At 63.6% G+C, this 6,334-nt stretch carries 10 protein-coding genes; 3 read left to right on the top strand and 7 right to left on the bottom strand.

Annotated features, from left to right (window positions below; translation table 11 throughout):
* The 3 genes from ACI944_RS10270 to ACI944_RS10260 all read right to left on the bottom strand — a co-directional run.
* On the bottom strand, nt 1–509 hold a 509-nt coding region (locus ACI944_RS10270), incomplete at its 3' end, for an amidase family protein (RefSeq protein ID WP_411718954.1).
* Nucleotides 506–775, bottom strand: coding sequence for an Asp-tRNA(Asn)/Glu-tRNA(Gln) amidotransferase subunit GatC (gene gatC / locus ACI944_RS10265; protein ID WP_411718952.1), 270 nt, complete (start codon nt 773–775; stop codon nt 506–508). The genes ACI944_RS10270 and gatC, both read right to left, overlap by 4 nt.
* A 45-nt stretch (nt 776–820) precedes the next feature.
* Nucleotides 821–1,033: a hypothetical protein gene (locus ACI944_RS10260; protein WP_411718951.1), complete on the bottom strand. Its 213-nt coding sequence runs from the start codon at nt 1,031–1,033 to the stop codon at nt 821–823.
* A gap of 158 nt (nt 1,034–1,191) precedes the next feature.
* On the opposite strand from ACI944_RS10260, the gene ACI944_RS10255 reads away from it, so the two are divergent.
* Entirely contained in the window at nt 1,192–2,205 is a 1,014-nt protein-coding gene (locus ACI944_RS10255) for a transcription initiation factor IIB (RefSeq protein ID WP_411718949.1), read from the top strand.
* A 39-nt stretch (nt 2,206–2,244) separates the two neighbouring features.
* On the opposite strand, the gene ACI944_RS10250 is transcribed toward ACI944_RS10255, so the two are convergent.
* The 4 genes from ACI944_RS10250 to ACI944_RS10235 form a co-directional block, all read right to left on the bottom strand.
* Complete coding sequence (locus ACI944_RS10250; RefSeq protein ID WP_411718948.1) at nt 2,245–2,703, bottom strand: hypothetical protein; 459 nt, start codon at nt 2,701–2,703, stop codon at nt 2,245–2,247.
* 161 nt (nt 2,704–2,864) lie between these two features.
* Nucleotides 2,865–3,860 carry an NAD-dependent epimerase/dehydratase family protein gene (locus ACI944_RS10245; RefSeq protein ID WP_411718947.1) on the bottom strand — a complete coding sequence of 332 codons (996 nt, stop codon included), beginning with the start codon at nt 3,858–3,860 and terminating at the stop codon, nt 2,865–2,867.
* A gap of 108 nt (nt 3,861–3,968) precedes the next feature.
* The gene (locus tag ACI944_RS10240) at nt 3,969–4,691 is read right to left on the bottom strand and encodes a hypothetical protein (protein WP_411718946.1); all 723 of its coding nucleotides are present in this window, start codon (nt 4,689–4,691) and stop codon (nt 3,969–3,971) included.
* A gap of 8 nt (nt 4,692–4,699) precedes the next feature.
* Entirely contained in the window at nt 4,700–4,918 is a 219-nt protein-coding gene (locus tag ACI944_RS10235; protein WP_411718945.1) for a hypothetical protein, read from the bottom strand.
* 100 nt (nt 4,919–5,018) lie between these two features.
* Here ACI944_RS10235 and ACI944_RS10230 point away from each other — a divergent pair, with 100 nt between their 5' ends.
* Both ACI944_RS10230 and ACI944_RS10225 read left to right on the top strand, forming a co-directional pair.
* Nucleotides 5,019–5,756 carry a hypothetical protein gene (locus ACI944_RS10230; RefSeq protein ID WP_411718944.1) on the top strand — a complete coding sequence of 246 codons (738 nt, stop codon included), beginning with the start codon at nt 5,019–5,021 and terminating at the stop codon, nt 5,754–5,756.
* 237 nt (nt 5,757–5,993) lie between these two features.
* A partial coding sequence (locus ACI944_RS10225; RefSeq protein WP_411718955.1) for a transposase occupies nt 5,994–6,334 on the top strand: 341 nt, incomplete at its 3' end.

The raw sequence follows: 6,334 nt of genomic DNA, 5'->3' as shown, positions 1-6,334 counted from the left end.
TCGACGTTCGGGGCCAACGGCCCGATCTGTTCGAGCGAGTTCGCGTACGCCACGAGGCCGTACCTCGACACTAGCCCGTAGGTGGGTTTGATTCCGACGACACCGCAGAAAGCGGCCGGACACCGCACAGAGCCGCCCGTGTCCGACCCCAACGCGAGGTCGGCCTCGCCGGCCGCGACGGCGGCGGCGCTCCCGCCGGAGGAGCCTCCGGGGACACGCCCCTCGGCGGCGGGGTTCTCGACGGGGCCGAACGCCGAGGTTTCAGTCGTCGTCCCCATCCCGAACTCGTCCATGTTCGTCTTGCCGACGATTGTCGCGCCCGCGGCCTTCAGCCGCTCGACGACGGTCGCGTCGTAGGGCGGGACGTACCCCTCGAGCGCCGCCGATCCACAGGTCGTCTCGACACCGTCCGTCGAGATATTGTCCTTGACGGCGACGGTCTGGCCGGCGAGCGGGCCGTCGCCATCGCCTTCGATCCGCGCCTCGGTGATGAACGCGTTGTGGCTCATGAGACGGTCGGCCCTTTGAAGTAGCCGTCCTCCGTCTCGGGGGCGTTTCGGAGCGCCTCTTCTTGTGTGAGTCCTTTTTCGACCTCGTCGGGGCGCATCACGTTCGCCAACTCGGGGTCGGGGTCGACTTTGGGAACCTCGTCGAGTGCCTCGAAATGTTCGAGAATCTCGGCGAACTGCCCGGCGAACCGTTCGACCTCCTCGTCGTCGAGATCGACGCGCGCGAGTTGGGCGACGTGACGGACTTCTTCGTCGTCGACAGTCATGCCCGTAGATCGGTGGGGGTCGTCACTAAGGGTTTCGGACGGCGCTCACGCATTCTCGAGGCGCTCTCGACCCTTCCGTGTCAGCCGGTACGTGCCGCCGCTGGAGGCGATAGCGATGTATCCGTCGGCCTGGAGGTCGTAACACTGTCGATCGACCGTGACCGGGTGTTGGTCGAGCGCCTCGGCGAGCCCCGCGACCGATCGGCGGCCCTCAGACGCAAGCGTCTCTAGAATCTCTCGTTTGAGCCCCTGCTCCATGCGTCCGTTCGTCCCACATCGGCCTCCGATATGAGGCTTGTGCTCACCGGCGTGAGAACGCGTCGGAACTGTCGCTTCGCGAGCCACAATTTTTAAGTTACGGGAAAAACTATACTCATATCGACAACGAGTTTTCCGAAATCAAAAATTAATCGATGATGACCGACTCTACTGTCAGACGACGAGGAACGGAACGCGAGAACGAATCAGCAGCGGACGACCACGAAACGGCTGAACGCGAGGAGAATGAATCTGAGGCGAGCGAACGCGAGTCCGAAGTTGTTTGCCCGGAATGCGGCGGCAACCTCACAGCCGATTCGGAGCACGGCGAGACGGTCTGTCAGGACTGTGGCCTCGTCGTCGAGGAAGACGAGATCGACCGCGGCCCCGAGTGGCGCGCCTTCGACAGCGCCGAGAAGGATCAAAAGTCCCGCGTCGGTGCCCCCACCACCAACATGATGCATGATAAGGGGCTCTCGACCAACATCGGCTGGCAGGATAAAGACGCCTACGGAAACTCCTTGGGCTCCCGCCAGCGCCAGAAGATGCAGCGGTTGCGCAAGTGGAACGAGCGCTTCCGCACGCGCGACTCCAAGGAGCGCAATCTCAAGCAAGCCCTCGGCGAAATCGATCGGATGGCGTCGGCACTCGGCCTACCCGAGAACGTCCGCGAAACCGCCAGCGTCATCTACCGACGCGCACTCGACGAAAACCTCCTCCCCGGCCGCTCCATCGAAGGCGTCTCCACCGCCGCGCTGTACGCCGCCGCAAAGCAGGCCGGCACGCCGCGCAGCCTCGACGAGGTAGCGGGCGTCTCCCGCGTCGAAAAAAGCGAGATCGCACGCACGTACCGATACGTCGTCCGCGAACTCGGCCTCGAAATAAAGCCGGCCGACCCGAAGAGTTATGTACCGCGCTTCGCCAGCGATCTCGATCTCTCCGAGGAGGCGGAACGCCGTGCCCGCCAACTGCTTGATGGGGCCCGCGACGCCGGTGTCCACTCGGGGAAGTCGCCGGTCGGACTGGCCGCCGCCGCCGTCTATGCCGCCTCGCTGCTCACCAACGAGAAGGTCACGCAAGCCGCGGTTTCGGAGGTCGCCGATATCTCCGAGGTCACCATCCGCAACCGGTACCACGAGCTCTTGGAAGTCGAACAGGACGCCGGACGGTAGCCGGCCCCGTTCACGCGGCCGATTCGCGCGCCCTACGAGTTACAGATTATTCGAACACAGGGTCGGACGTAGGACAAACGCCAACAGGGACGGGACTCGACACACCGTGACGCCACGGAACCGCCGACCGCAGTCCGGCGTTACAGCGGTAGCGAAGCGAAAGCCCGCCCGTTCACGCGGTAGTCGCGTCGGAATCGGTTCAATCAAAAGCAACAGCGAAAACGCGTCGGCAGCGGTCAGCGCGTCGGTACCCGTCTCGAATTCGCTGCTCCGGAACCCGATGCCCCCCATAGCGATGGCTGCAACGCCCGCGACGGTATGGATGACCGGTTCCCTGCGGACGTAGGCGACGAGTGTCCGGTGAATCGCGACGAGTATCAGGAGCAACAACACGGTGTCCAGCAGTTCGGTGACGGCCGCCGGGTCGACGAACCGACCGCTGGTGGTCAGTTCGACGAGGCTAAAGAAGATGTCGAAGACCCCGATCGAAAACAGCACCAAGACGAGATACGCGGTATAAGAACCGAGGTCTGCATGCCGGTCTTCGATGGTGCGATGCGCCGCTTAATACTGGTGTCTACGTTAGTACGTACATTTATGTTCGCTGATAATATGAGTAGCGGTCCCAGCAGCGACCGCCCAACCCGGTGAGCGCGGTCTCACTCGACCATCCGGAGGACATCTAGCAGTCGCATTTCCGTTTCTCGGTCCGGGCCGTTCTCCCGTCCCGTTCGATCGGAGGCACGGTGGTCTTGAACAACCTTCGGGACGGACACGTCGTGTGGTGTCGATTCCCATCCGAGTTCGCGGAGTTTCGTCGTGTCGAGAACATGCGGATAGTCGCGATACAGCGGGAAGGCGTCGGTCGAAAGCCCGACCGCATCGAGTTCGCGCTCGCTCGCGGGGACGAGATCGACGTCCGTGTCGCAGGCGTCGGCCACCAACTCGACCCACTCGCGGAGAATCGGTGCGTGGTCGTCGCCAACGTTGTACGCCTCGCCCGGCGACCCCCGCTCGGCGACGATCCGGAGGGCGCGGGCAACGTCTTCGACGTAGGCTAGCTGCCACAGCGACGACCCATCACCGGGGACGACGATTCGGTCGTGGGTGTCGACGCGGTCGATCCAGTAGTCGAATCGCTCGGTGTAGTCGTGAGGGCCGTAGACGACCGTCGGCCGGACGGACATCGCGTTCACGCCGCGGTCGGCGGCCGCGAAGACCGCCCGATCGCCTTCGGCCTTTCGTGGCCCGTAACTCGCGTCAGTGTCGTCGGTTGCCTCCTCGACCGAACAGGAACAAAGTGGCGTCTCGTCCTCGCGTTTCGGGACGCGTTCGGCCCCGTAGGCGCTCCCGGAGGAGACGTACACGTAGGCGTCGGCGTCGGCAAAGACGTCGATCGCGGTGTGAACGTCCCGCGGTTTGTACGCGATACAGTCGATGACGATATTGGGGTCGAGTTTCAGCCCGACGCGGCGAAGATCGGAATCGTTCGTCCGGTCGCCCTCGATGTGTGTGGCGCGGTCCTCCGTCTCGAAGGGGTTTGGGTGTGTCCCACGGGTAAATATCGTCACCTCGTATCCGGCGTCAAGCAGTTCCGAGACCGTGTGACGGCCGATAAAACGGGTGCCGCCGACGACGAGCGCGTGGTCGGTCATACGGTCGGTGGGGCGGCCACGGCGAAAAGTGATGTGGAGACACCCACCGCCGACCCGGTTCGGGTGAGATCCGGTCACTCGAACGGGTATCTTTGATACTTGTTTCTGTCACTCGAACGGGCGGTCCCTATTGCCGGTCCGTTCGAGTTCGAGCAACGTCTCGGTCCCTCGCTCGTCGAACTGCATCGGTCGCCGCCACCAGGGTCCCTTCCCGGAGTCGCTCGAGAGGCCAGTCACGAGGCAGTTTGCGTCGACACCCGCTTCGCGGCTCGAAAGCGGGACAGCGACATCGTAGAGCGCTGAGCCGTCGGGGTCGCCGTACAAAAGCACCTTGGCGTCGAACGGGTCACGCTTCAAATGGGCGTTGTTCGCGAAGTGCTCGCGCTCCGTCGGAGTGAGTTCCGTGGGTGTCTCAACGGTAACCGGATCAGTTGCGAGCCGGAAGTGGCCGATGACGTAGGCCCCCCATCGCGGGGCGACCCACTCCGGTGGCTCGTCCGTCGCCGTCGATAGCGTCGCATAGAAGAAGACGAAATCGCCAGCCTCGAGTTCCGAGAGCGGCCCGGCCTTCACGCCGTGGGGGTCGCCGTAGGTGTAGGCGGAACTGCCGTGGACGCCGGCGAACGTCGGGTCGAGATGCACCGCCGTGTCCGCGACTTGGGAGACATCGATTTGAAGATCCAGCTGCTTATAAGTGGGAACGTCAACATCGGGGCGGGTCGGCTCGGATTCGGGAATCGGGACGTACTCGAAGCGTCCGTCGGTGTCGATCGGCCCCCGAAACCCCGGCTCGTTCGTGTTTGCGCCCACGTTGATCGCGATGCCCCGCATCGGATCAATCACCAGTAGGTTTCGGGGTTGTCGAGCCAGCGCCGTCCCCGAGCCCCGACGGCGGTCGCCGTGAGAACAAGCGCGATGAGAGCGAGGACGGTTGCGGCGGCGGGCGCGACATCCGGTCCGACCGATAGCGTCGTCAGGAACAACTCCGCGACTGATCCTGCCCCCCAGAGGACGACAAGCGTCACGAGCGAGATCGAGAGGAGCCGCATTCGGTCCATACGCGATGCAGGGGAGAGCGCGTATAAAAACCACCGCCCACCGGTCGCCCTCGGTGCCCGGTTTCGGAGGGTCGATATGGGCGGACGACGAACGCCCGCTATGACCACCATCGCCGTGCTCGCGGACCCGCCACATTCCGACGTCGCGTTCCCAGAGTTGGTCGCCAACTCGCCGCTGTCAGCCGAGGCGGCGGCCTCGCTGTACGCCGCGTTGCTCAAAGACACCGCCCTTGCGGCCGAACGTAGCGGCGGCGAACTCCTCGTGAACTACCGCCCTGCGGGAGCGCTCGGCCTCGGCGTCGACTCCGAGTCCCGGATCCGATCGGTTCTCGCGGACGTGATCGATCCCGAGGAAGCCCGCTTCGAGGTTCAGGTCGGAGAAACGTTTGCGGGCCGGGCCGGCAACACCGCGACGCACCTCCTCGAGACCGAGGGTGTCGGATCGGTCGGAATCGCCCGCCCAGAGGCCACACTACTGGCGCGGACCGACATCGACAGCGCAGCGATGAAACTTCGGAGCACGCCCGTCGTGCTCGGTCCCGCACCGGGCGGGCACGTCACCTATGCGGCGTTCGCCGAACCGATAGATTTCGGGGACTGCTATGCGCCCCCGGCTCTTAAGACACTGACCGACCGCGCGCTCGACGCCGGCCTCACGGTCGGCTTCCTCGAATCCAAGCCATATCTGCGGACCGAGGCCGACCTCGCGACGATCCTTATGACCGTCCAAACAAGACGAAAAGCCGACGCGCTCGTCCCACCGTACCTCGCCGAGTGGGTGGCAGACTGTGACCTCACCGTTTTCGCCGACGGGGACGGTCTGGCACTCGAACGGTAACCGACACCTCCGAATTGGAGCGATACTCAGCACTCATTGGATTCAAACGGCGACCGGTGCGGTTCCGCGCCCGGACGGTGACCGTCGTGGCCCGCTGTTTGCTGTCTGTGAACTCAAGGCCGGAGAGCCGGACGGGAAATCATTACTGGCTCTTACCGAAGACAGCGAAACAGCGTGAGTATCATGGCATCCCGCTGAATGCGTCTGTGTGTGAACAACCAAACCGCATTCGGCGGGATGCTTCAGCAACTTGTTGAGCTCACATCAATAGTGTTGCGGCCAGAGCCGCTCGATGACGAGATCGAGCGGCGCTGCAAGCACGCTTGGGAACAGGCCCCTTGTCCTGATTGCGGTGAAACCACCATCAACGCCGGGGACAGCAGTCCCCGGCTGTGGTGTTCTAACTGCCGCTATACCTTCACATACACTCGTAACACGCCGTTTGAAGGACGAACACTCACGCCTGGAGAGATTATCATCGCCTTCGTACTCTACGCAGATACGCTACTCAGCATCAACCAAGTTGCTCAGCTCTTCGAGGCGGTTTACGATACTGTCCACACAACTATCCGCGAGGT

The sequence above is a fragment of the Natronomonas sp. genome, assembly GCF_046710025.1.
Taxonomy (GTDB): domain Archaea; phylum Halobacteriota; class Halobacteria; order Halobacteriales; family Haloarculaceae; genus Natronomonas.
The sequence above is the reverse complement of the archived record's forward strand: the minus strand, read 5'-3'. Positions and strand labels throughout refer to the sequence as shown.